The sequence below is a fragment of the Pseudomonas sp. Fl4BN1 genome (assembly GCF_009908285.1).
GTDB lineage: Bacteria > Pseudomonadota > Gammaproteobacteria > Pseudomonadales > Pseudomonadaceae > Aquipseudomonas.
In genome coordinates, this window is the sequence record NZ_JAAARM010000007.1 from 140,988 (window position 1) to 163,976 (window position 22,989).

Genomic DNA, 22,989 nt, shown 5'->3' on the forward strand with positions numbered 1-22,989 from the left:
CTGGCTTGCCAGCGGAGGCACCCTCACCGACGCTGGCGTTGCAAGGGAAAAATAGCGGCGCCACGGCCGGCCCCTTCGCCGGCAAGCCGGCTCCTACATCAACGTACGCACCACCACCCGTAGGAGCTGGCTTGCCAGCGGAGGCACCCTCACCGACGCTGGCGTTGCAAGGGAAAAATAGCGGCGCCACGGCCGGCCCCTTCGCCGGCAAGCCGGCTCCTACATCAACCTACGCACCACCACCCGTAGGAGCTGGCTTGCCAGCGAAGGCGCCCTCACCGACGCTGGCGTTGCAAGGGAAAAATAGCGGCGCCACGACCGGCCCCTTCGCCGGCAAGCCGGCTCCTACATCAACCTACGCACCACCACCCGTAGGAGCTGGCTTGCCAGCGAAGGCGGCCTCACCAACGCCGGCGTTGCAAGGGAAAAATAGCGGCGCCACGAGCGGCCCCTTCGCCGGCAAGCCGGCTCCTACGAGGAACTCGATATGCTTTTGGATTACCTGCATTTCACACCGTGGTCGGCCCTGGCTGGAGGGGCATTGATCGGCCTGGCCTCCGGGCTGCTGATTGTCGCCAACGGGCGCATCGCCGGGATCAGCGGACTGCTCGGCAGCCTGTTGCAACCCGGCAGCGACGGCTGGGGCGAAAAGGCGCTGTTCATTCTTGGACTGTTGCTGGCACCGCTGCTCTGGGGCCTGTTTCACGCCCTGCCGGCCGCCGAGTTCCAGAGCGGTCTGTTCGGCCTGGTCAGCGCCGGCCTGCTAGTGGGCATCGGCACTCGCTATGGCGCCGGCTGTACCAGCGGGCACGCCGTGTGCGGCATTTCCCGGCTGTCACCCCGTTCGCTCATCGCCACCCTGTGCTTCATGGCCACCGGCTTCGCCACGGTCTGGGTGCTTCGGCATCTGCTGGGGCTGACGGCATGAGAAAACTCTGCGCCTTTATCGCCGGTCTGCTGTTCGGCATCGGCCTGTTGCTGGCGGGCATGGCCAACCCGGCCAAGGTCCTGGGCTTTCTCGATCTGGCGGGAACCTGGGACCCGTCCCTGGCGCTGGTGATGCTCGGTGCCATCGCAGTGGCCTGGTGGCCTTTCCATTGGGCCATGGGCCGGTCGCACGCATGGCTGGGAGCATCGATGCAGATTCCGCCCAAGCGCGGCGTGGATCGGCGCCTGATCGGCGGCAGCCTGCTGTTCGGCATCGGCTGGGGCATTGCCGGGATCTGTCCGGGGCCGGCCCTGGTGCTGTTGCCGAGCGGGCACTGGCAAGCCTGGGTGTTTGTCCTGGCCATGCTCGTGGGCATGCTGCTGTTCCAGCGCCTGGAAGCCCGTCGGCAGCCTTGAATGGCACAGCGCCTCGCCACCCGGTAGGAGCTGGCTTGCCAGCGAACGCGCCCTCGCCGGCGCCGCTGACCTGACACAGGACTCACGGCGCCAGGCCCGGTCTCTTCGCCGGCAAGCCGGCTCCTACGACGCAAGTGGCCAGGGAAAGATTGGCCTCTGCCGGTCAACCGCGCAGGCGGCGACTATGGCCTGTATCCCCCAGGAGTACGCCATGTCGACCACCCAATCCCTTGAACAGTGCCTCTGGCGCAAGATCGGCCGCTATGCCTCGCGAACCGGCCGGACCTTGATCCAAAAAACCCTCTGGCTCTACTACGCCGCGCAACGACCGCAAACCCCGATCTGGGCCAAGACCACCATCTACGCTGCCCTGGGTTACTTCGTGCTGCCCGTGGACATCATCCCCGACCTGATCCCGGGGGTCGGATACGCGGATGACTTTGGGCTGCTGGCCGGTTCAGTGGTGGCCGTGGCCGCCCACATCAACGACGAGGTCAAGGAGCAAGCCAGCGCGCGCCTGGCGGACTGGTTCGGCAGTGAACCAGACTGAACAAGGGGCAAGCGCAACGGCTGGGGTGCGGTCCTTGGTGTTCATCCGACTCACGAGAGCACTCAGGAGCGCCCGCACAATATGGCCGCCAGACTCACCGCGCTTGCGTGTCCAGGGCATAAAACTCCTGCAACTTGGCCTGCAGCAGTTTCTTGTCTGGCAGTTGGGTCCGGTACTCAGCGATCAACGCCGGCGACAGTGATCGGTTGAGGGCATATTCCACCACCTCGTCCTCCTTGCTGGCACAGAGCAACACGCCCAGGGCCGGGTTTTCGTGGGGTTTGCGCACCTGGCGGTCCAGGGCCTCCAGGTAAAAGTCCAGCTTGCCCAGGTACTCCGGCTCGAAGCGCCCGACCTTGAGTTCAACGGCCACCAGGCAATTCAAGCCACGATGGAACAGCAGCAGGTCCAGGGCGAAATCGCGCCCGCCAACCTGCAACGGATAGCCTGAAGCGACAAAGCAGAAGTCGCGCCCCATTTCGATCAGGAAATCCTTGAGCTGGCGCACCAGGCCCTGATGCAGATCGGCTTCGTCATGCCCCTGGGCCAGGTCGAGAAACTCCACCATGTAGGCATCCTTGAACACCTTCAGGGCCTCGGGGTGGGTTTGTCTCACCGCTGCCGAGACGCTTGCCGGGCGGGTCAGCGTGCGTTCGAACAGGGCGGATTTGATCTGCCGTTCCAGCTCGCGCCGTGACCACTGCTCCCGGACCGCGAGATCCAGGTAGAACTCACGCTCCCTTGGCCCTTTACTCTGCCCCATGACCACCAGATGGTGGCTCCAGGGCAATTGTCGCACCAGTGGTGCGACTTTCTCGTGATCACGATAAGCCTCGTAAAACTGGCGCATGCGGAACAGGTTCGCCCGGGTAAACCCCCGCAGGCCCGGCTGTTGCCGCGCCAGGTAATCCGCCAATTGCTGGACGACACCATCGCCCCATTCCGCCGCCTCGATCTTGCGGCTGATATAGGCCCCGACCTGCCAGTACAGTTCCACCAGTTCAGTGTTCACCGCTCGCACCGCCCGTTGCCGAGCGGCGACGATCATCAACGCTACTTCACCAAATGCCACGTCGGTGGATGTGTTTGCCGCTTGCGCCTGTTGATTCATGAGCAATGCCCGATTGACAGGAAACAGGCCCCTATCATCCAGTGGCCCGCCATGAACCTGTAGTCAGCCCTGTCTCTTTCCATTGAACGAAACGTCCTGATTCGAGCTGCGTAAACGGACCGGTCAGCCCGGCATGCACGCAAAGTCATGGGTACTGGCCACCTGCTTGCCCTGGGCGTCATACAAGCGCGCCGACACCTCGGTGCCCAAGCTCGACTCCACCAGTTTGTAGTGCTCGCCGGCCTTGAAGCCGCTGTAGCTGACATGGCCATTGCAGTCTTGCTGGTTGGAATCGCCGACACTCTCTTCAAACAGGGTCACGTCCAGGCGGTGAGCACCGGGCTGGACCTGGAAGTAACGGCCATCGTCGATCTTCTGCCCGTCCACCCGTTCGGCCATCAGGTCGTTGGGCGCCTCTTCCTGCAGGCCGATCCAGGCCTGGCTGGGATCGGGCTGAGGCATCGGCCCGGCACAGGCAGAAAGCAGGCACACCAGGCCCAGGGCAGGAATAAGCAGCAGTGGTTTGAGTGTCATGAAGCAGTACCTCGGCAGTTAAAAAACGTTTACAGGCAGCTGAACGGCCGGCTCTGGGCCACTTGCCGACCCTGGGCATCCAGCAGCGCGGCGCTCACCTCCTGGCCCCGGCTCGATTCCAGCAGTTGGTAATGGCCTCCGGCCTGGAACCCGGCATAGTCCAGGCGGCCCAGGCATTCAGGCTGCGCCGAGTTGCCGTTGGCCCCTTGCAGCAAGGCCATCTGCAAGCGGTGCTGACCGGGGCTGACCTGAAAGTAGCGGCCATCGTTCAGCCGCCGGCCATCGACGCTGTCGGCCAGCAAGTCGTTGGGCGACTCCGGGGAAAGATCGATCCAGGCCTGCTGCGGATCGGCCTTGGGCAGCGGCCCGGCGCAGGCCGAGAGCAGGCAAATAAGGCCCAGGCCCGGCAGCAGCAACAAGGGTTTGAGGGACATGGAAGAAACCTCGCAAGTGACAGAAAGGAGTGCGACGAAGGCCCGAGAAAATCGCCGGCGCCGATGGCCATCAAGCTTGTCGAGGCCCCGGTTCGAGAACAAATGAATCCACATGAAAGGAAATACAGGCCTTAGCTAAAACTTCCTTCACCTGGCTGAAAGCCGCGTGTTAGGTGGGTCGCTGCAGGCTGCCGAGGTTTGCAATCCCACTCCCTCGGAGGTTTTCGGCATGCTCGGGCTGGTCAAGACCGCACTGCTCAAGCCCTACACGTTCATCGTGCTGGCGATTTTCATCTGCATCATCGGACCCCTGGCGGCCCTGCGTACCCCCACCGACGTGTTCCCCGACATCGGCATTCCGGTGGTGGCGGTGGTCTGGCAGTACAACGGCCTGTCGCCGGATGCCATGGCCGGGCGGGTGATCTACACCTACGAGCGCTCCCTGAGCACCACGGTCAACGACATCGAGCACATCGAATCGCAGTCGCTGCCGGGCATGGGCATCGTCAAGATCTTCTTCCAGCCCGGAGTGGATATCCGCACCGCCAACGCCCAGGTGACCGCCGTTTCACAAACCGTGCTCAAGCAGATGCCGCCGGGCATCACCCCACCGCTGATCCTCAACTACAGCGCCTCGACGGTGCCAATCCTGCAGATGGCCTTCTCCAGCCCGACCCTCTCGGAAGCGAAGATTCGCGACCTGGTGCAGAACAACATCCGCCTGCCCCTGAGCGCCCTACCCGGCCTGGCCATGCCCACCCCCATGGGCGGCAAGCAGCGGCAGATCACCCTCGACCTGGACCCACAAGCCCTGGCCGCCAAGGGCCTGTCGGCCCAGGACGTGGGCAATGCCCTGGCGGCGCAGAACCAGATCATCCCGGTGGGCACCGCCAAGCTGGGCGGCGATGAATACACGGTGCTGCTGAACAACAGCCCGAACGCCATCGAGGAGCTCAACGACCTGCCGATCAAGACCGTGGACGGCGCGCTGATCACCATCGGCCAGGTGGCCCACGTGCGTGACGGCTCGCCGCCGCAGACCAATATCGTGCGGGTCGACGGACGCCGGGCGGTGCTGATGCCGGCGCTGAAGAACGGCAATATCTCCACCCTGTCCATCGTCGACGGCATCCGCCAGATGCTGCCGCGAATCAACGAAACCCTGCCGCCGGCGCTGAAGACTTCGCTGCTGGGGGACGCCTCGGTGTTCGTCAAGCAGTCGGTGGGCAGCGTGGCCCGTGAGGGCATCATCGCCGCCCTGCTGACCAGCGCGATGATCCTGCTGTTCCTCGGCAGTTGGCGCTCGACCCTGATCATTGCCGCCTCGATCCCCCTGGCGGTGCTTGCGGCCATCGCCCTGCTGGCGGTCAGCGGCCAGACCCTCAACGTCATGACCCTGGGCGGCCTGGCCCTGGCGGTGGGAATCCTAGTGGACGACGCCACGGTGACCATCGAGAACATCAACTGGCACCTGGAACAGGGCAAGGCGGTGAAGGACGCGATCCTCGACGGCGCCAAACAGATCGTCGGCCCGGCCTTCGTCTCGCTGCTGTGCATCTGCATCGTCTTCGTGCCGATGTTCCTGCTGCAGGGCATTGCCGGCTATCTGTTCCGGCCCATGGCCCTGGCGGTGATCTTTGCCATGGCCAGCTCGTTCATCCTCTCGCGGACCCTGGTGCCCACACTGGCCATGTACCTGCTCAAGCCCCATGGGCCGCAAACGGGCCCCGGGCATCACCCGGAAGATGCCTTCATCAACCATCACGAAGGTGAACCGCACGCCCAGCCACGCAACGCTCTGGTGCGCGGGCTGCTGGCCTTCCAACAGGGTTTCGAGGCGCGTTTTTCCAACGTACGCGACAGCTATCACGGCCTGCTGCAGCTGGCCCTGGGCCGGCGCAAGAGCTTCATCCTCGGCTTCCTCGCCTGCGTGCTGGCGTCCTTCGCCCTGCTGCCAAGCCTGGGCCAGGACTTCTTCCCCGCCACCGACGCCGGCGCCCTGGCCCTGCACGTGCGCCTGCCCCTGGGCACGCGGATCGAGGAAAGCGCGGCGGCCTTCGACCGCATCGAAGGGCGCATCCGCGAAGTGATCCCGCCGGAGCAGCTGGACAGCATCATCGACAACATCGGCATTCCCTTGAGCGGCATCGACATGGCCTACAGCAACAGCGGCACCATCGGCCCCCAGGACGGCGATATCCAGGTCACCCTGAAACCCGGCCACGCCCCCAGCGCAGACTACGTGAAGCAACTGCGCCAAGCCCTGCCGGAAAGCTTCCCGGGCAGCCAGTTCGCCTTTTTGCCGGCGGACATCAGCAGCCAGATCCTCAACTTCGGCGCCCCGGCACCGCTGGACGTGAAAGTCTCCGGGCCCGATGACGCGGCCAACCGCGCCTTCGCCCTGGAACTGCAACGGCGCCTGCAGCATGTGCCGGGCATCGCCGACCTGCGCATCCAGCAGTCCACCGGCTACCCATCGCTGCAAGTCAAGGTCGACCGTCTGCGGGCCAACGGCCTGGGGATCACCGAGCGCGACGTGACCAACAGCATGGTGGCCTCCTTGGCCGGTAGCTCCCAGGTGGCGCCGACCTTCTGGCTCAACCCGAAGAACGGCGTGTCCTACTCCATCGTCGCCGCCACCCCGCAGTACCGCCTGGACAGCCTGCCGGCCCTGGAGGCGCTGCCGGTCACCGGCAGCAACGGCCAGTCGCAGATCCTCGGCGGCCTGGCAGATATTTCCCGGGTCGAGAGCCCGGCGGTGGTCAGCCACTACAACATCCAGCCGACCCTGGACCTGTACGCCAACGTCCAGGGGCGCGATCTGGGCGCCGTGGCCCACGACATGCAAAAAGTCCTGGACGACGCCGCGGCCCTGCGGCCCAAGGGCGCCACGGTCAGCCTGCACGGGCAGATCGACGCCCTGCATGAAGCCTTCAGCGGCCTGAGCCTGGGCCTGCTGGGGGCGGTGGTGCTGATCTACCTGCTGATCGTGGTCAACTTCCAGTCCTGGGTCGATCCGTTCGTGATCATCACCGCGCTACCGGCGGCCCTGGCCGGGATCGTGTGGATGCTGTTCTTGAGTGGCACCTCGCTGTCGGTGCCGGCGCTGACCGGGGCCATCCTGTGCATGGGGGTGGCCACCGCCAACTCGATCCTGGTGGTGAGCTTCTGCCGCGAGCGCCTGGCGGAGCACGGCGATGCCCTCAAGGCCGCCCTGGAAGCCGGCTACACGCGCTTTCGCCCGGTGTGCATGACCGCCCTGGCGATGATCATCGGCATGCTGCCCCTGGCCCTGTCCGAGGAACAGAACGCGCCCCTGGGCCGCGCGGTGATCGGCGGGCTGCTCCTCGCCACCGTCGCCACCCTGATTTTTGTCCCCGTGGTCTTCAGCCTGGTCCACGGCCGCCGTCCCCAATCCGCTGTTGCTGGAGAAAACACCCATGTCGCCTGATCACACCCCTTCGCGCAAACGCCTGATGCTGCTGGGCATAGGCGGCCTGAGCCTGGCCGCCCTGCTGGTGGCCAGCGGCCTGGCCGCACGTGCCCGGCATGAACAGGCCGTGGTCGCCTGGACCGAAACCGCCGCCGTGCCGCAGGTGCTGGTGTTCCAACCGCGGCCCAACCTACTGGGCGATACCCTGCGCCTGCCGGCGCACCTGGAAGCCTGGAGCAAGGCGCCGATCCACGCCCGGGTCAGCGGCTACCTCAAGGACTGGACCCAGGACATAGGCGCCAAGGTGACCGCCGGGCAAGTGCTGGCCCATATCGACAGCCCCGACCTGGATCAGCAAGTGGCCCAGACCCGGGCGCGAATGATCCAGGAGCAAGCCAATGCGCGGCTGGCCCAGACCACCGCCGAGCGCTGGCAGCACCTCTTGGCCAGCCACTCGGTGTCGCGCCAGGAAGCCGATGAAAAAAGCTCCAACGCCGCCGCGGCCAAGGCCAATGCCGACGCAGCGGCCGCCGACTACGCACGGCTCACGGCGCTGGAAGATTACAAGACCATTCGCGCGCCGTTCGCCGGCACCATCACCGCCCGCCACACCGACATCGGCCAGTTGATCAAGGCCGACAACGACAGCGACCCGGAACTGTTCGACCTGGCGGACACCCACAAACTGCGGCTCTACGTACCGATCCCACAGAACTACGCCAGCGTGATCCGCCCCGGCCTGCAAGCGCAGTTGACCGTGCCCGAGCACCCGGGCCAGCACTTTCGCGCGCAACTGGTGGGCGACTCCACCGCCATCGACCCGCGCTCCGGCACCCTGCTGGCGCAGTTCGTCGCCGCCAACCCCGACGGCGCCCTGATGCCCGGCGACTATGCCGAGGCGAGCCTGGCGATTCCCGCCGACACCCACGGCGTGAGCATCCCCGCCAGTGCCTTGATCTTCCGCGCCCAGGGCACCCAGGTGGCGCTGATCGACGGTTCCCGGCACGTGCACCTGCGCAGCATTCATATCGGCCTCGACCTGGGCGAACGGCTGGTGATCGACCAGGGCCTGCAAGCCACGGATCAGGTTATCGACAACCCGCCGGACGCCCTGCGCGAAGGTGACCTGGTGCAACTGGCGGACGCAGGAGGTGAGCATGCGCCCAAGGCTTAAACCCCTCGCCGCCCTGCTGTTGCTGGCCCTGCACGGCTGCTCCCTGGCGCCGCACTACCAGGTGCCGGCCATCGACCTGCCGGCGCAATACCGCGAACAGAGCAGCGATGGCCCCTGGCACCCGGCCGCCCCGCCCCAGGGGCTCGCCGAGCACTGGTGGCTGCTGTACCAGGACCCGCGTCTGAACGACCTGCAACAGCGCCTGCTCCAGGCCAACCCCGACCTGGCGGCAGCCCTGGCCCACTACGACGGCGCCCAGGCCTACGCCAGCCAGCTGCATGCCGGGCTGTTCCCGCAGATCAGCGCCAGCGCCCAGCCGCTGCGCCAGCGCCAGTCGGACAGCCGCCCCCTGCGGGGCAGCAGCCAGCCCTCGGTGTACAACAGCGACACCGCCGGTTTCGCCCTGAGCTTCGACCTCGACCTGTGGGGGCGGATCCGCAATCAAGCGGCGGCCGGCGACGCCCAGGCTCAAGCCTCCGGCGACGATCTGGCGGCAGCGCGCCTGAGCCTGCAAAAACAGCTGGCGAGCCTGTATGTGCAACTCACTGGCCTGGATGCCCAGAGCCGCATCTTGAGCCACTCCCTGGAGGATTACGCCCAGGCCCTGCAACTGACCCGCGACCGTTATCAAGGGCAGATCGCCTCGGAACTGGACCTGACCCGGGCCCAGAGCCAACTGGCCAGCGCCGAGGCCGAACTGGACGAAGTGCGGGCCCAGCGCAACCTCAGCGAACACGCGATTGGCGAACTGGTGGGCGAACCGGCCAGCCAGTTCAGCCTTGCGCCCTCGGAACAGCTGCTAAGCCTGCCGAGCATTCCCCAACAACTGCCCAGCACCCTGCTGCAACGCCGGCCGGACATCGCCGCGGCGGAACGCCGGGTGTACGCCGCCAATGCCGGCATCGGCGTGGCCCGCGCCGCCTGGTATCCGGATTTCAGCCTGACCGGGATGCTCGGTGGGCAGACCCAGGGCGTGGGTAATCTGCTGGCGGCGGGCAATCGCTATTGGGCCTTGGGGCCGTTGGTGAACCTGCCGATCTTTGATGGCGGACGGCTGAGCGCCAATGAGCGCCAGGCCCATGCCGAGTTTGAAGAGGCCGCCGCCCATTACCGTGGGCAGGTGCTGCGGGCGGTGCGCGAGGTGGAGGACAACCTGGGGCAACTGCGGGATTTGCGCCAAGAGGCGCTGGACCAGCAGGCAGCGGTGAATGCGGCGTTGCATACCCAGACCTTGGCCATGAACAGCTATCAGGCCGGGGCGGTGAGTTACCTGGATGTGGTGACGGCGCAGACTGCTGCACTCCAGGCGCAGCGGGGGTTGCAGGCGGTGCAGACAAGGGAGTTGCAGGCCAGTGTGGGGTTGCTGGTGGCGTTGGGTGGAGGGTGGAAAGGTGGAGTTTGAAACCTGAAGCATAATCGCCTGGCAGGCCTTTCCAAGGTGCCCCGGTGCGCAAAATCCAGAATACGGTGTTGATGAATAGCCGATTGTCCTTTGCTCGTCCTCCCCAGGAGCCTTCGCGGCCGGCTAAATGAGGTTTCAGCAAACTCCATACATTGTCGGAGATACCGTGGCGCCGATGGGTTGCAAGGGCATGACACGCTGGCCGTCTAACTAGGAAGACCGATTATCAATTTTTTGAGTCTTGTGACGACCTATCTAGACGGCTGACGCGACAACTACCTTGAAAAACGCCGGAACAGGAAACGCACTTAAGCCAAGCCGGCTTAGCGTAGGACTTCCCCAAACTCTGCGCCCCCCCCTTCCCTTGTTGTACGTATCGATCAATCCTGACAGAAACTGTCACTGCCCCGCGCCATAATGACTGCAATGAACAGCTTCAACATGCTAATCATGAGTACTAAATCCTGTCACAAACATGAGATATTAAATTATGAGAGTCAACTACTGCGTCCTAGGCACAAACAACATGGCGGCTGCAATTGAGTTCTACAATGCACTCTTTGAAAAAACAGAACTCAAGCACTTGATATCAACAGACAGAATGACTTACTGGCAAAGTAACAATTTTTCATTTGCCCTAGCCACTCCCTTTGATAAGGAGCCTGCAACAAATGGAAATGGCACGATGATTGGTTTTAATGTTGACTCTGTAGAAAAAGTAAAAAGACTTCATGAAAAGGCGATTGAATTGGGCGGTACTTGCGAGGGTAAACCCGGCCAACGGGGGCCCTACTTTTCAGCGTATGCGAGAGATTTGGATAAAAACAAACTGTGTTTTTCTGCCGAGATGCCTGCTTAATCTCATGCCCACAAGCTTTGATAGCCCACAAGGCAATACAAATATCTGAGCAGAAGTATTGTTTCACCATCAGTTCCTCTGACGGGGAACGGGTGGGTAAATGAGGTTTCAGCGAGTTCCATAAACTGTCGTAAATATCGTGACGCCGATGACGTCGCAAGAGCCACGACACGCTGGCCGTCTAACTAGAAAGATCAATCATCAATGTTTTTTGAGTCTGTGACGACACTCTTTAGTCTATTTTAAGGGGTGATAGAGAGGTCGTTAGGGAGGTTCGGAGTACATATCCGTTGTTGCGTTTCGCTTTTACCGCGGTGGTGTACATATCCGTTGCTGCGGGTGTGGCCACTTACGGTTTCGCTCTTACAGCGACTCACTTTTGAACAGCGCAAAAGTAAGCAAAACGCTCCTGCCCCTCCACTCGGTGCCTCGCTTAGGCTCGGCATGCCCTCACTCCGGCCATCGTGTTTAAAGGGGCAGGAAGATCAAAAGCAAAGGCAAAATCTGACGGCGGCCTTGCGGCCGGCCTGAAGAGAATCCGGGGTGTTCCCCTCCCGCGTAGGAGCTGGCTTGCCAGCGAAGGCGTCCGCCAGAACGATGCATGACTTGAAGGCCTATTCGCCGGCAAGCCGGCTCCTACGTGGCCGTGACCGCAGCAATGGATATGTACCCCATCAAAACCAGCCACCAGACAGTCGACACAACCACTCAAACATCACCTTCAACACTCGGTTGCGCCGCCCTGGCATCCTTCCTATAGTCCGCCCCTCGCAGCCAAATCCGCGAGCGACCTTGGCCGGTCGAATATAGGAACGCATCCACTTTCAAACATCCTGGCAGTCGCTTTTGTTCCCGCGATCAGGAGTTACGACGGTGCTGCGCGGGACACCCCAGGTGTGCTGTTGCCCTTTCCTCGGCCAACCTGCTCGCGTACCACTGCCTCAGCTCTTTCGGTCGGCAACCAAGGTGATTGCTCTATGAGCAGGAGTCGTACCTATGACTGACCATCACCTCCCCCGCTTCACCCCCATCGACACCCACGACACCGAACACCCGGTGTTCTACCTCGACACCCAAGCCCCTTTGAGCGACCTGGCCAGCAGCGCCGCCCACCGTTTCACCGTGGTCCGCGACCTGATGGACAGCCTGTCCAGCCTGGAGCTGAAAGACATCAGCGATTGCGATCTGATCCGCATCACCCGTGGCGTGCACCTGCTGACACGAGAAGGCTGCGCGGTGCTGGAAGTGATTCAGTGGCGGGTGGCGTAGGAGCCGGCTTGCCGGCGAAGGCGGTCTTGCGGGCCTCTTCGCTGGCAAGCCAGCTCCTACAGAAGCCTGCGTATCTGCAAACGATCAGATATGACAGCTGCTCAGGCCGTTCTTTTCCAGGTAACGCTGGTGCTCTTCATCCGCCAGTTCAAAGCGCCCCAGTGGCACGACCACCGTGGCTACGGGTTTGTTGAGGCGTCCGGAGTCTTGCAGGGCGGTCTTGGCCGCCCTCGCCTGTTCGGCCTGCATGGCGTTGGTGTGGAAGATCGCCGAGCGATACTTCACCCCGCCATGCTCGCCCTGGCGATCCACCGAGGTGGGATCGTGCAGGCCCCAGAAGTGTTCGATCAGAGTCGAATAAGCCAGCACCTGGGGGTCGAAATCCACCTGCACCACTTCTATCTGCAAGGCTTCGTCCGCCGCTTCCACGGCGTAGCCGACGCGGCTGCCAACTACTCCAGGCAGGGCCCGGAACGCGGCTTCCGCGCCCCAGAAGCAGCCGGCGCCGAAGGTCGCCTGTTCGACGCTGTTCACCGGCGCCCCGCTCATTGCGCCACTCCCACTTTTTCACCGCTGGCGCCCAGCCAGCCATCGACGATCTGCGGATGCGCCGCTACCCATTCCTTGGCCGCCTGCGCCGCCGGTTGCTGTTCCTTTTCAATCTTGAGGATCAGGTCGTTCAGGGCCTGAGGCTCGATGCTGAAGTTCTCCAGGAACGCGGCAATTCGCGGTGCGCGCTTTTGCAGGGCGCTGGAGGCCAGGACATACACCCGGGCATCCGGGTAGGCGCAGGTGATCTTGCTCTTGCTCAGCCAGTCGGCGTCCACCGTGGGGCTGATGAATTTCCAGCAGCCATCGGCCTTGTACAGCGGGTCGCCCTTCTTGTTGTCCTGGGCATAGCCGTCGAACGCCGGTTCATCCAGGCGGCGCAGGTCGAAGGCGGAGAAGATCCAGTCCGGGGTGTAGGCGTAGAACACCACGCCGCGCTGGGCCTTGTAGGCCGCGGCGAGCTTGGCGTAGGTCACCGAGGCTTCGGTGGACACCGATTCGAATTGGTCGGCAAAGCCGAAGTCCTTGGCCTTGATCTCGCCGATGTAGGTGGACTCCCAGCCCGCAGGGCCCACCAGCAGTTGCGCCTTGCCGCCGCCCAGGGGTTCGAAGAGTTTCGCCACTTCAGGCTTTTGCAGGTCGTAGACCGATTTCACGCCGTATTTGTCTTGCAGGTAGCCGGGAATGTAGAAGCCTTGCACCCCCAGGTACGGCTGCTTGTTGGGCACCAGGGAGCGGGTGCCGCCGGTGACGTATTTGGCCCAGGCGGCAGACTGGTTGGGCAGCCAGATATCGGTCAGCACGTCCACCGAGCCATCGCCCTTGGCAGCGGCGGCGAACAGCACCGGCACGTCGCCGGCCAGGTAGGAAACGTCGCCGTCGAGGCGGCTCTTGATCACTTCGCCGAGGATGTTCTGGATGGCGATGGCGCCGGTCCAGTTCTGTTCGCCGATAACGATCTTGTCCTTGGCCAGCACCGGCAGGGACAAACCCAACAGCAGCGCGGCGGCGCCAAGGGTACGGGTAAACGACTTGTTCAAGGGACACCTCATGATTGATGCAATGTGCGATCCCGCTGGCGCAGGGTCGCTTGAATGATGCGGTCGGGAATCAACGCGCAGAACACGATCGCGGCGCCGGCCAACATGCCCTCGCCGCCCTTGATGTTGCGCAGCGCGGTCATCACGTCGTAGCCCAGGCCGCCGGCGCCGATCAGCGCCGCCACCACCACCATCGACAGGCTCATCACCAGGGTCTGGTTGATCCCCAGCAGCAAGGAACCCGCAGCCAGGGGCAGCTCGACCTTGGTCAGGATCTGCCACGGTGTGGCGCCATGGGCCAGGGCCGCTTCGACGGCGGTCTTGGGCACTTCCTGAATCCCCAGGGCGGTGAGGCGGATCATCGGCGCCAGGGCGAAGATCACCGTGGCGATCACCGCCGGGGTCTTGCCCACCGAAAAGAACGCCACCGCCGGGATCAGGTACACGAAGGTCGGCAGGGTCTGCATCACGTCCAGCAAGGGGGTGATCAGGCGCCGGGCCAGGGCGCGCTTGGCCAGGAGGATGCCGGCAGGCACGCCGATCAACAGCGAGATCAGCACCGAGGAACCCACCAGGGCCAGGGTAGCGATGGTCCGTTCCCAGAAGCCGAACAGACCGATGTAGAGCAAGGCGACGGCGCTGGTCAGGGCCAGGGCGGCGCCGGCGCTGCGCCAGGCCAGCAGCACCAGGGCCAGGGCCGGCACCGGCCAGGGCAGCCAGCCCAGCAGGCTTTCGATGCTTTCGATCACCGTGCGCACGGCCACTATCACGCCGACGAAGGTGCTCTCGAAGGTGACCTGGGACCAGCCGATCAACTGATCGATGGCCGCCGCGGTGCCCAGCAGCACTTGGCGGTCGGCGGGGAATTGCAGCCAGGGGCCCGAAGCATCGGCGGCCAGAACCCGCCATAGCACCAGGGCCTGGCACAGCAGCAACACCAGCCACGGCAGGCGCCAGTCGGAACGGCCCTGGCGGCTGGGGCGCCGGGCCAGGGTCAGGCTCAACAGGCGGCTGCACAGCAGGCCGAGCAGCGCCAGGGCGCCCCAGGCAAGACTGGCCGTGGCCAGCCCCTGGCCCAGGGCCGCGGCGGCGCCCAGCTCCAGAGCGAAGCCCAGCCAATACAGGCCACCACGACCGCTGGCAGCCAGGGCCGCCGGCCCCAGCAGCAGGGTCTGGGCCAAGGACAATCCAGGGCTGGCTGGAGCCGGCGCTACCCCGCGCTTGACCGGGGTCGGCAAGACCGTCACCGGCGTGTCGCTGCGGGCCCCGTGGTCCTGAAAGAAGTCCGCCACTTCGGCATCCGCCGGTTGCTCCAGCAACTCGCTGGGGGTGCCCAGCTGGATCAGTTGGCCGTGGCGCAGCACGGCGATGCGGTCCGCCAGGCGCAAGGCTTCTGCCGGGTCGTGGGTCACCAGCAAAGTGGTGATGCCGCGCTCGCGCACCACCCGCAGAAAGTGGCTTTGCAGGTCGCGGCGGATGGTCGGGTCGAGGGCACTGAAGGGTTCGTCCATCAGCAGGATGTCCGGCTCGCTGACCAGGGCCCGGGCCAGGCCGACCCGCTGCTGCATGCCGCCGGACAGTTCATGGGGGTAGTGCTCGCCCCAGCCGTCCAGGCCCATGGCTTGCAGTTGCAGATCGGCCGCGGCATGGCGCTGGGCCTCGGGCTCGCCGCGCAGTTCCAGGGGCAAGGCGACGTTGTCGCGCACGCTGCGATGGGGCAACAGGCCAAAATGCTGGAACACCATGCCGATGCGCCGCGAACGCAGGGTGCGCAGTTCCTGGGCCGAGAGTTGGCTGATGGCCGCACCGTCGATCAGCACCTCGCCGCTGCTGGGCTCGATCAGCCGGTTGATATGCCGCAGCAAGGTGGACTTGCCGCTGCCGGAGGTGCCCATCAGGCACAGCACTTCGCCACGGCGCACCTGGAGGCTGACCTGCTGCACCGCCGGCGGCGCGCTCTGGCCACGGCGGCGGGCGTAGTGCTTGGTCAGGTTGCGCAACTCCAGCACCACGTCGGCGGGGCTCGGTGGCGTGGCGGCTGAGGCTGGGACGGCGAAAGCCTCTTGGGCGTGAACGGCAGACACGGGAACTCCTGACGCCGGGCGCGGGATGGCGTAGCCGGCGGTGAACAAGAAAAAAGGGGGGCCTGTTCGCCGGCAAGCCGGCTCCTACAAGGGCAGCGTATGGTGCATGTAGGAGCTGGCTTGCCAGCGAAGGCAATCTAACCAGCGATCACAACTTCTTGGGGCTCCACAACTGCACGGCCCGCGCGTCCACCGGCTTGGGCAAAAGCTTTTCCTGGTAGAAGGCATCGGCGATTTTCTGCTGTTCACCCAAGGCTTCCGGCTTCACCACTTCCACCTGATAGGTGCGGCGGCTGTTGGCCAGTTCCACGGTCGGTACATCCAGGTTGCCCCACAGCGGGCCCAGCAGCCTCGCCGCCTCGGCCGGATGCGCCTTGACCCAGGTACCGGTCTTCTGCAGCTCGGCAAACACCTGGTTCAGCACCTCGGGATGGGCCTTGGCGTAGTCGCTGGATGCCAGGTAGTAACGGCGATAGCTGGCCAGCCCCTGGCCGTCGTGCAGCACCCGCGCGCCCTGCTGGCGCTGAGCGCTGGCGACGAAGGGTTCCCAGGTGACCCAGGCATCGACCTTGGCGGTTTCCAGCGCCGCGCGGCCATCGGCCGGGGTCAGGTACACCGGTTGGATATCAGCGAAGCTCAGCCCTGCTTCGCGCAAGGCGGCAATCAGCAGGTAATGGCTGCCGGCAGCCTTGGTCACGGCGATGCGCTTGCCCTTGAGGTCGGCCAGGGACTTGAGCGGTGAATCCTTGGCGATGACGATGGACTGGGCGGCGGGTGATGGGGTTTCGGTGGCGAAATAGGTCAGCTTGGCCCCGGCGGCCTGAGCGAAGACCGGCACCGTGTCGGCGACATCGGCGCTGATATCGACATTGCCCACATTCAGCGATTCCGCCAGCGGCAGGCCACTGGTGAATTCGTGCCAGGTGATCTTCACCCCCTGCCCTGCCAGTTGCTGCTCCAGGGTGCCCTGGGCCTTGAGCAAGGCCAGCAGGGTCGAGGATTTCTGGTAGCCAATGCGCAAGTCGGTGTCGGCCTGGGCATTCAAGGCCATGCCCAACGCCAAGCCGGCCAGGGCGGTGATCGACAAGCTGCGACGCAAAGCAAAGGGCAGGCGCATGGGGGCGGACCTTCTGAGAGACAGGAAAGTCGCTAAAAGCTAATCGATCTAACAAATCGAAAATAAATACTTTTTAGGAATTAGCTTAGGTTCGTGCGACTGACTACCCCTAGCGCTCACAGGGCTTGGAACCACCGAACTGGGTTTGCCGCAGGCAGAAGAAGCCGTTTTTCTTCAAGGTCAGCGGGGCCACGGCACAAGGCAGCACGGCCTGATTGACCTCGATCGACACCCGCTCACCCTGCAACTCGCGCTCGTCCAGCCGCAGCTCGCAACTGCCTGCCTGGTTGCCGGCTGTGTAGCCGATATTGCTGATCACCCGGTTGTCCAGTTTGATCACCAGGGGGTTCTGCGCCGCCGAACAGGCCGAGAGGCTCGGGTGGCGGGCGTTGATGCTCAGATGGTTGTCATCACCGGTGGCCGCCGGGACCAGGGGAACGAACAGCAGCGACATCAGATGGTGGGACGGCGCGGAGGTCAGCTTCACATACAGCGGCTCGGGCCCGCAGGCCAGCTTGAACGAAGTGCCCTGGTCATACCTTCCCTTGCTGGCGTCCTGCCAACCGCCAAGGCTGTCGGCCTTCCAGTCATGGCCCCATTTGTAATCGATACACCCCCCCAGGCTCAGAGCCAGGGCCAAACAAAACGCCATCCTGTGCATAGTCGATATCCCGTGCGAAAAGTTCGCCAGTGTACGCCAGGACCAGCGGCTGACGATGCCCTTGTAGGAGCTGGCTTGCCAGCGAAGGCGTCGGCATGGGCGGTGCATGTCTGGCGGGCCTCTTCGCCGGCAAGCCGGCTCCTACGGGAATGGTGGCGCGGGCGGATTCGTGAAAACACCGCCAGCCCCGGTAGGAGCTGGCTTGCCAGCGAAGGCGTCGCCATGGGCGATGCATGTCTGACGGGCCCCTTCGCCGGCAAGCCGGCTCCTACGGTTGGCGTTGGGCGATGGATTGGGAGGCGGCGAGCATGGCGCGCAGCAGCACGGCGCAGCCGGCGGCCAGGTCGTCGGGGTCGGCGTTCTCGATTTCGTTGTGGCTGATGCCGCCTTCGCAAGGCACGAAGATCATCCCCGCCGGGCCCAGTTCGGCAACGAAGATCGCGTCGTGCCCGGCGCCGCTGACGATGTCCATATGGGACAGGCCCAGCCCCTGGGCCGCGCCGCGCACGGCTTCGACACAGACGGGGTCGAAATACAGCGGCGGGAAGTCCGCGGTCGGGGTCAGTTCGAAGCTCAGGCCGTGCTCTTCGCAGGTGTTGTCGATCACCTGGCGCACTTCGGCAATCATCGAATCCAGGCGCGCCGGCTCCAGGTGGCGGAAGTCCAGGGTCATGCGCACCTCCCCCGGGATCACGTTGCGCGACCCCGGATAGGCTTGCAGGCAGCCGACGGTGCCGCAGGCGTGAGGCTGGTGACCGAGGGCGGCGCGGTTGACCGCCGCCACCACGGCGGCGGCGCCCACCAGGGCGTCCTTGCGCAGGTGCATGGGGGTCGGGCCGGCGTGGGCTTCGACGCCCCGCAGCTTGAGGTCGAACCACTTCTGGCCGAGGGCGCCGAGCACGATGCCTATGGTCTTGCGTTCGTCCTCAAGGATCGGGCCTTGCTCGATATGCGCCTCGAAGTAGGCACCCACGGGATGCCCGCTGACCTTGCGGCTGCCGGCGTAGCCAATGGCATTCAGGGCCTCGCCGACGCTGACGCCCTCGGCGTCGGTCTTGGCCAGGGTGTCTTCCAGGTTGAACTTCTCGGCGAACACCCCGGAGCCCATCATGCACGGCGGGAAGCGCGAGCCTTCTTCGTTGGTCCACACCACCACTTCCAGGGACGCCTCGGTTTCCAGCTTGAGGTCGTTGAGGGTGCGCAGCACTTCCACCCCGGCCAGCACGCCGAAGCAGCCGTCGAACTTGCCGCCGGTGGGCTGGGTGTCGATATGGCTGCCGGTCATCACCGGCGGCAGTTGCGGGTTGCGCCCGGGACGGCGGGCGAAGATGTTGCCGATGCCGTCCACGGTGACGGTGCAACCGGCCTCCTCGCACCATTGCACGAACAGGTCCCGGGCCTGGCGGTCGAGGTCGGTCAGGGCCAGGCGACAGACCCCGCCCTTGACCGTGGCGCCGAGCTTGGCCAGTTGCATGAGCGACTGCCACAGGCGGTCGCGGTTGATGTGCTGGTGGCTGGATTGCAGAACCTCGACAGCAGCGTTCATGGTGATCTCCTCAGGCGTTTCTTCTGATGGTGTCGGGGGATTCGTGCCAGCAATCGCCCGGGATAATGGCCCGGCAAAACCTGTATCTGTAGGAGCCGGCCGGGCAGCGCTCCGCTTGCCGGCGAAGAGGCCCTCGAGCCGGTTGCAAGGCTGAGGACGCCTTCGCTGGCAAGCCAGCGCCTACAACAAACACCGCCAGCCCACCGTAGGAGCCGGCTTGCCGGCGAATAGGCCCTGGAGCCTTGTGCCGTCGTGGCTGACGCCTTCGCTGGCAAGCCAGCTCCTACGGGAATGGTGGTGAGCAGAGCGCTGGTTGGGTGTTCATGTCGGGGTCTTGGCGGTCGCCACCTGGGGGCTGCGCCAGGTGCACAGGCCGTAATACAGCAGCCCGCCCAGGGCCGAACCGGTGAACCAGCCGTAGCTGTAGAACCAACTGAAAGCGTCGCTGCCCAGGGACATCAGGGTCAGCGCCACCGGTACGCCGAAGGCGATGAAGCCGTGCCAGTTCCACGCCGGGTAGACGTCGTCGCGGTACAGGCCGGCCAGGTCCAGGCGCTGTTGCTTGATGATGAAGTAGTCCACCACCATGATCCCGGCAATCGGCCCCAACAGGCTGGAATAGCCCAGTAGCCAGTTCGAATAGACCGTTTCCAGGCTGACGTCGGACACCAGCAGGCCGAGCTTTTTCAGCAGCTCGTGGCCCATCAGCGCCAGCCCCACCAGGCCGGTGAGGATCACTGCGGTGGTGCGGCCGATCAGCTTCGGCGCCAGGTTCTGGAAGTCGTTGGTGGGCGAGACGATGTTGGCCGCGGTGTTGGTGGACAAGGTGGCGATGATGATCAGCGCCATGGCCAGGGCCACCCAGCCCGGGCTCTGGATGTGGCCGATCAGGCTCACCGGATCGGAGACGGTGACCCCCACCAGTTTCACCGAGGCGGCGGTCATCACCACCCCCAGGGCGGCAAACAGGAACATGGTCAGTGGCAGGCCGAAGATCTGCCCGAGGATCTGGTCCTTCTGGCTTTTCGCGTAGCGGCTGAAGTCGGGAATGTTCAGCGACAGGGTGGCCCAGAAGCCGACCATCGCCGTGAGCCCGGCCATGAAGTAACTGGTGACGCTAGCGCCCTCGGGACGCTTGGGCGGGATTGCCAGCAACTCGCTCAGGGACACATTGGGCAGGGCCCACACCAGCAGGCCGATACCCACCGCCACCAGCAGCGGCGCGGACAGGGTTTCCAGCCACTTGATCGACTCGGCGCCGCGCAGCACCACCCACAGGTTGAGGGTCCAGAAGATCATGAAGCCGATCACCTCGCCGGTGCCGCCCAGGGCCTTCCAGCCCTCGAAGATCGAGCCCAGGAACAGGTGGATCGCCAGCCCACCGAACATCGTCTGGATGCCGAACCAGCCGCAGGCCACCAGGGCGCGGATCAGACACGGCACGTTGGAGCCGATGATGCCGAACGACGAGCGCAGCAGCACCGGGAACGGGATGCCGTACTTGGTGCCGGCAAAGGCGTTGAGGGTCAGGGGCACCAGCACCACGATATTGGCCAGGAGGATCGCCAGCAGCGCCTCGCCGACGCTGAGGCCGAAGTAAGCGGTGAGCACCCCGCCCAGGGTGTAGGTGGGCACGCAGATCGACATGCCGATCCACAATGCGGTGATGTGCCATTTGTTCCAGGTGCGCTCCTGGACCTTGGTCGGTGCGATGTCGTGGTTGTAACGGGGGCTGTCGAGTACGTCGCTGCCGGCGTCCAGCTCGTACAAGCCGGCGCGCTCGGTGACCTGGGATCTGTTCTGTTGCATGGCCGCTCCACTGTTGTTCTGATTATTTTGCTCATCAGGGCGGCAGGCGAAGGGTTCGCGCGCCGGACGATGGCCGGAGAACTTACGACTTCCAGCCTCTGGCACATCGACCTGCGGCGGCACTCAATAAAGATGCCAAGTACTTGCGCGGGCGCTGCTGCACAGTCGGCGGAATCCATGTAAACAACTGATGTAGTTGGGTTTTATGCAAGCAACTTGCGAGTCCCTGGTTAGTTGCCAATTCACTCAGGCCGGGTGTTTGGCAAGTTGTCCATTCGGTCAGGACCCAAAGCAGTGCACAGTTATTTTTTTAATTATTTATCGGTTTTCCCAGTGCCTCCTCAAGCGGCTGATTCGACATAGGAAATCTCGACTATTTTTCGATCCTGTCAAGTGCGTCAAAATGGTGAGGCGCTGCACCATTTTGCAGATTTCTATTTTTTATCCTTATATTTCAACTATTTATATTTAATATAAGCTTATAAAAAATATTCTTGCTGTTTCTTGTAACTCGGGCTAGCTTCTATTCCTGACACCGCTGACAGGATTACAAAGTTGTCAGCGCGTTCAATAAAAAAGTTAGAACCGGCACAAGTCGGTCATGCCTGCGAGGAACTCGGAATGTCTCTGTTGATCCGTGGCGCCACCGTTATTACCCATGATGAAAGTTATACAGCCGACGTCCTCTGCGCAGAGGGCCTGATTAGAGCCATCGGCAACAATCTGGATATTCCCGCAGGCTGCGAAGTGCTCGATGGCAGCGGCCAATACTTGATGCCTGGCGGCATCGACCCCCACACCCACATGCAACTGCCTTTCATGGGCACGGTGGCCAGCGAAGACTTTTTCAGTGGCACCGCGGCGGGCCTGGCGGGGGGCACCACCTCGATCATCGACTTCGTGATTCCCAACCCCCAGCAGTCGTTGCTGGAAGCCTTCCAGCAGTGGCGCGGCTGGGCCGAAAAATCCGCCAGCGACTACGGTTTCCACGTGGCCATCACCTGGTGGAGCGAGCAGGTCCGCGAGGAAATGGCCGAGCTGGTGCAGCACCACGGCATCAACAGCTTCAAGCATTTCATGGCCTACAAGAACGCGATCATGGCCGCCGACGACACCCTGGTGGCAAGCTTCGAGCGCTGCCTGGAGCTGGGCGCAGTGCCCACCGTGCACGCGGAAAATGGCGAGCTGGTGTATCACCTGCAACGCAAGCTGATGGCCCAGGGCATCACCGGCCCGGAAGCCCACCCGCTGTCGCGCCCCTCCCAGGTGGAAGGCGAAGCCGCCAGCCGAGCGATCCGCATTGCCGAAACCATTGGCACGCCGCTGTACCTGGTGCATGTATCGACCCAGGAGGCCCTGGACGAAATCACCTACGCCCGCAGCAAGGGCCAACCGGTCTACGGTGAAGTGCTGGCCGGCCACCTGCTGCTGGATGACAGCGTCTACCGCCACCCAGACTGGCAGACCGCCGCCGGCTACGTGATGAGCCCACCCTTCCGCCCCATCGGCCATCAACAGGCGCTGTGGCATGGTCTGCAATCGGGCAACCTGCACACCACCGCCACCGACCACTGCTGTTTCTGCGCCGAACAGAAAGCCGCCGGCCGCGACGACTTCAGCAAGATCCCCAACGGCACCGCCGGCATCGAAGACCGCATGGCGGTGCTGTGGGACGAAGGGGTGAACAGCGGGCGCCTGTCGATGCAGGAGTTCGTCGCCCTGACCTCCACCAACACCGCGAAGATCTTCAACCTCTACCCGCGCAAGGGTGCGATCCGCGTTGGCGCCGATGCCGACCTGGTGCTCTGGGACCCGCAAGGCAGCCGCACCATCTCCGCCAAGACCCACCACCAGCAGGTGGACTTCAACATCTTCGAAGGCAAGACCGTGCGCGGCGTGCCCAGCCACACCATCAGCCAGGGCCGGCTGGTGTGGGCCGACGGCGACCTGCGGGCCGAACGCGGCGCCGGGCGCTACATCGAGCGCCCGGCCTACCCGGCGGTGTTCGACCTCTTGAGCAAGCGCGCCGAGCGGCACAAACCGACTGCCGTCAAACGCTGACCGCCACTCCCC

Annotated in this window: 19 protein-coding genes and 1 pseudogene; 9 read left to right on the forward strand and 11 right to left on the reverse strand. The window is 64.1% G+C overall.

Features of this window, described 5'->3' with window-relative positions; translation table 11 throughout:
• Positions 1-487 precede the first annotated feature (487 nt).
• The 3 genes from GV818_RS10490 (at position 488) to GV818_RS10500 (ending at position 1,894) form a co-directional block, all read left to right on the forward strand.
• The gene (locus tag GV818_RS10490) at positions 488-928 is read left to right on the forward strand and encodes a YeeE/YedE family protein (protein ID WP_161776496.1); all 441 of its coding nucleotides are present in this window, start codon (positions 488-490) and stop codon (positions 926-928) included.
• Entirely contained in the window at positions 925-1,344 is a 420-nt protein-coding gene (locus GV818_RS10495) for a DUF6691 family protein (RefSeq protein WP_161776497.1), read from the forward strand. The genes GV818_RS10490 and GV818_RS10495 overlap by 4 nt, the downstream gene beginning before the upstream one ends.
• A 211-nt stretch (positions 1,345-1,555) precedes the next feature.
• Entirely contained in the window at positions 1,556-1,894 is a 339-nt protein-coding gene (locus GV818_RS10500; protein ID WP_161776498.1) for a YkvA family protein, read from the forward strand.
• A gap of 94 nt (positions 1,895-1,988) precedes the next feature.
• Here GV818_RS10500 and GV818_RS10505 read toward each other — a convergent pair whose 3' ends face one another.
• The 3 genes from GV818_RS10505 to GV818_RS10515 form a co-directional block, all read right to left on the reverse strand.
• Positions 1,989-3,005, reverse strand: a complete 1,017-nt coding sequence (locus GV818_RS10505; RefSeq protein ID WP_161758169.1) for a PDDEXK nuclease domain-containing protein — start codon at positions 3,003-3,005, stop codon at positions 1,989-1,991.
• Positions 3,006-3,128: 123 nt separating this feature from the next.
• A complete protein-coding gene (locus tag GV818_RS10510; protein ID WP_161776499.1) occupies positions 3,129-3,539 on the reverse strand; it encodes a hypothetical protein in 411 nt (136 codons plus the stop codon).
• Positions 3,540-3,568: 29 nt separating this feature from the next.
• Positions 3,569-3,973 carry a hypothetical protein gene (locus GV818_RS10515; RefSeq protein WP_161776500.1) on the reverse strand — a complete coding sequence of 135 codons (405 nt, stop codon included), beginning with the start codon at positions 3,971-3,973 and terminating at the stop codon, positions 3,569-3,571.
• 229 nt (positions 3,974-4,202) lie between these two features.
• Here GV818_RS10515 and GV818_RS10520 point away from each other — a divergent pair, with 229 nt between their 5' ends.
• From GV818_RS10520 to GV818_RS10530, 3 genes are read left to right on the forward strand one after another with little or no spacing between them, the layout of a single operon-like run.
• Positions 4,203-7,424, forward strand: a complete 3,222-nt coding sequence (locus GV818_RS10520) for an efflux RND transporter permease subunit (protein ID WP_161776501.1) — start codon at positions 4,203-4,205, stop codon at positions 7,422-7,424.
• Positions 7,414-8,580: an efflux RND transporter periplasmic adaptor subunit gene (locus GV818_RS10525; RefSeq protein WP_161776502.1), complete on the forward strand. Its 1,167-nt coding sequence runs from the start codon at positions 7,414-7,416 to the stop codon at positions 8,578-8,580. The genes GV818_RS10520 and GV818_RS10525 overlap by 11 nt, the downstream gene beginning before the upstream one ends.
• The gene (locus GV818_RS10530; RefSeq protein WP_161776503.1) at positions 8,564-9,982 is read left to right on the forward strand and encodes an efflux transporter outer membrane subunit; all 1,419 of its coding nucleotides are present in this window, start codon (positions 8,564-8,566) and stop codon (positions 9,980-9,982) included. Before GV818_RS10525 ends, GV818_RS10530 begins: the two co-directional genes overlap by 17 nt.
• Here GV818_RS10530 and GV818_RS10535 read toward each other — a convergent pair.
• A pseudogene (locus tag GV818_RS10535) lies at positions 9,972-10,145 on the reverse strand (transposase); the annotation flags it as partial. The gene GV818_RS10530 and the pseudogene GV818_RS10535 overlap by 11 nt on opposite strands.
• Before the next feature lie 327 nt (positions 10,146-10,472).
• Between GV818_RS10535 and GV818_RS10540 the strand changes: the two are divergent.
• Both GV818_RS10540 and GV818_RS10545 read left to right on the forward strand, forming a co-directional pair.
• Positions 10,473-10,841 (forward strand): VOC family protein, encoded by a 369-nt coding sequence (locus GV818_RS10540; RefSeq protein ID WP_161776504.1) that lies wholly within the window; start codon positions 10,473-10,475, stop codon positions 10,839-10,841.
• A gap of 996 nt (positions 10,842-11,837) precedes the next feature.
• Complete coding sequence (locus GV818_RS10545; protein WP_110724166.1) at positions 11,838-12,110, forward strand: hypothetical protein; 273 nt, start codon at positions 11,838-11,840, stop codon at positions 12,108-12,110.
• A gap of 84 nt (positions 12,111-12,194) precedes the next feature.
• Here GV818_RS10545 and msrA read toward each other — a convergent pair whose 3' ends face one another.
• The 7 genes from msrA to GV818_RS10580 form a co-directional block, all read right to left on the reverse strand.
• Positions 12,195-12,659, reverse strand: a complete 465-nt coding sequence (gene msrA, locus GV818_RS10550) for a peptide-methionine (S)-S-oxide reductase MsrA (protein WP_178124844.1) — start codon at positions 12,657-12,659, stop codon at positions 12,195-12,197.
• Entirely contained in the window at positions 12,656-13,711 is a 1,056-nt protein-coding gene (locus GV818_RS10555) for an ABC transporter substrate-binding protein (RefSeq protein ID WP_161776505.1), read from the reverse strand. The genes msrA and GV818_RS10555 overlap by 4 nt, the downstream gene beginning before the upstream one ends.
• On the reverse strand, positions 13,708-15,783 hold the full coding sequence (locus tag GV818_RS10560) for an ATP-binding cassette domain-containing protein (RefSeq protein ID WP_161776506.1): 2,076 nt from the start codon (positions 15,781-15,783) through the stop codon (positions 13,708-13,710). The genes GV818_RS10555 and GV818_RS10560 overlap by 4 nt, the downstream gene beginning before the upstream one ends.
• Positions 15,784-15,931: 148 nt before the next feature.
• Positions 15,932-16,900 carry an aliphatic sulfonate ABC transporter substrate-binding protein gene (locus tag GV818_RS10565; protein WP_161776507.1) on the reverse strand — a complete coding sequence of 323 codons (969 nt, stop codon included), beginning with the start codon at positions 16,898-16,900 and terminating at the stop codon, positions 15,932-15,934.
• Positions 16,901-17,009: 109 nt separating this feature from the next.
• Positions 17,010-17,540: a hypothetical protein gene (locus GV818_RS10570; RefSeq protein ID WP_256667562.1), complete on the reverse strand. Its 531-nt coding sequence runs from the start codon at positions 17,538-17,540 to the stop codon at positions 17,010-17,012.
• Between the two features lie 289 nt (positions 17,541-17,829).
• Entirely contained in the window at positions 17,830-19,107 is a 1,278-nt protein-coding gene (locus GV818_RS10575) for a Zn-dependent hydrolase (RefSeq protein WP_161776509.1), read from the reverse strand.
• Between the two features lie 321 nt (positions 19,108-19,428).
• Positions 19,429-20,916 (reverse strand): NCS1 family nucleobase:cation symporter-1, encoded by a 1,488-nt coding sequence (locus tag GV818_RS10580; protein ID WP_161776510.1) that lies wholly within the window; start codon positions 20,914-20,916, stop codon positions 19,429-19,431.
• Positions 20,917-21,537: 621 nt separating this feature from the next.
• Here GV818_RS10580 and hydA point away from each other — a divergent pair.
• The gene (gene hydA, locus GV818_RS10585; RefSeq protein WP_161776511.1) at positions 21,538-22,977 is read left to right on the forward strand and encodes a dihydropyrimidinase; all 1,440 of its coding nucleotides are present in this window, start codon (positions 21,538-21,540) and stop codon (positions 22,975-22,977) included.
• Positions 22,978-22,989 lie beyond the last annotated feature (12 nt).